The sequence below is a fragment of the Reichenbachiella sp. MALMAid0571 genome, assembly GCF_040151475.1.
Taxonomy (GTDB): Bacteria; Bacteroidota; Bacteroidia; order Cytophagales; family Cyclobacteriaceae; genus CAXBNB01.
Map to the genome: position 1 here is coordinate 1 of NZ_JBDKWG010000033.1, position 1,681 is coordinate 1,681.

Here is a 1,681-nt window from a genome sequence, read left to right on the forward strand (position 1 = left end):
TTCAGTGCATACCTCATGGTAAACCACCTTGCAGCTTACTAATGGTTCGAGACACGACTCTCGCCCATAAGGGACTTGCACCCTATAAATTAATACCCTACTTTTATGTAGGGAAAGATGCCCATGCTGGGCACACACAAAATGTATAGTGAATGCACTTTTGAGCTATTTTCAACTTTCTCTGCAATTCGGTACTTTAGTGCCATTGGAAAGTGTGAGCGCACTCACCATACATAGGCGTTACATGGCATACTCGGCATGGTATATGAATTCGACATATCACAACTCCACATTCTTTCAATTCTGGTATTTGACGCCTCTATTGAACCTGATGAATTGAAGATTCAGCCTAATAACGGTCAACTTAACTTTTCCATCGAACGCAGAACCTTTGAAGCAGTTAAACGGTCAAAATGGCTATTTTGGAACAGAACAAAATTCAATGGAAAATCTTCACGTTTGCAACTAAATGGTGTCGCTAACTGCAACTTGCTGAACCTCGAAAAACCAATTTCGGGTAACGATTTCATTAACAATTTCAAGTATGATGGAACAAACAATCTCGTCGAGCTAACAACAGCTTTAGGTCGAGTATTACGAATTAACCCGGAAACCAGTTTTATGGCAAAACTAGAGGACTTAACAGACAGTGACTTTGGCAAAGGAACTAGCTCAGGAAAGCTTGGTTTTACGGAACACGAATGGCTGGAATATTTGAAAAAAGAAGGAATTAACGCCATGTAACAGTCGCTAGCATGAATGCGCCAACTGCCACTTTACAGGTTTCTGTGCGAACATCACCATGAATCAGCCGCTGAGATACGGCAGTGCTTTCTACTTACTTCTGCTCGCAAGAGATTTTGATTTTCAGAGCGCAGTGCCATTTGGAACCTTGCCTGCGGCAGGCAGGTGTTGTGAGCTTCGGCAGATTTCACCAGATTGTATTATTTACAAAGGATATGGCCACATTACGATATTGATTTCACATCTATTGGACTACAGTACAAAATCCCTATCTTTACATTATGACGATCGAACAACGAAAAATATCCTTGATAAACTGGATCACCAACTTGGATGACGAAACGGTAATCAACCAAATTGAAGGTTACCGAAAAACTTCGATTAACTCTCTACCAAAGGAGATCGTCGAACTACTGAACATTTCAGATGCTGAACCCATTGAGGGTTGCGTCGAACATACTTCGGCTCAGGATATTTTAAATATGAAGGAGTGATGAAGAAGGTTGTCTGGTCTCCAACTGCCAGGAAATCTCTCAGACGAACATCCGATTTTATATCCGAGTTCTGGAATGAGCAGGTGAAAACAGAATTCCTGAATCAATTGAACTTTCGTATTGAACAGATTCAGAGGAATCCTGAACTTGCCCCAACATTTGAAGACAATGATGTAAGAAAACTCGTCATTCATAAATCAGTTTCCTTGTACTACCTAAACTTACCTGAACATCTGAGACTTCTGTTGATCTGGGACAACCGACAGGATTCCACGAAACTATACCGACAATTAACTGATACCAATAACTAAGCATTCGTGCGGCCGATAGGCCAAGCATGAATGTAGTGTTGAACGAACCGTAGTTGGTATTTGGCAGATAGTCTTATGGGTTTTTCGGTCTGTGGATTTAAAATAACTAAGCATTCGTGCGGCCGATAGGCC

At 41.3% G+C, this 1,681-nt stretch carries 3 protein-coding genes; all 3 read left to right on the forward strand.

What is annotated here, in order from left to right:
• The first annotated feature begins 258 nt into the window (after positions 1–258).
• The 3 genes from AAOP42_RS00440 to AAOP42_RS00450 all read left to right on the forward strand — a co-directional run bounded on the left by AAOP42_RS00440 (position 259) and on the right by AAOP42_RS00450 (position 1,549).
• A complete protein-coding gene (locus AAOP42_RS00440; protein ID WP_349526479.1) occupies positions 259–744 on the forward strand; it encodes a hypothetical protein in 486 nt (161 codons plus the stop codon).
• Between the two features lie 281 nt (positions 745–1,025).
• Positions 1,026–1,238 carry a hypothetical protein gene (locus AAOP42_RS00445; protein WP_349526480.1) on the forward strand — a complete coding sequence of 71 codons (213 nt, stop codon included), beginning with the start codon at positions 1,026–1,028 and terminating at the stop codon, positions 1,236–1,238.
• The gene (locus tag AAOP42_RS00450) at positions 1,238–1,549 is read left to right on the forward strand and encodes a type II toxin-antitoxin system RelE/ParE family toxin (protein WP_349526481.1); all 312 of its coding nucleotides are present in this window, start codon (positions 1,238–1,240) and stop codon (positions 1,547–1,549) included. Before AAOP42_RS00445 ends, AAOP42_RS00450 begins: the two co-directional genes overlap by 1 nt.
• Positions 1,550–1,681 lie beyond the last annotated feature (132 nt).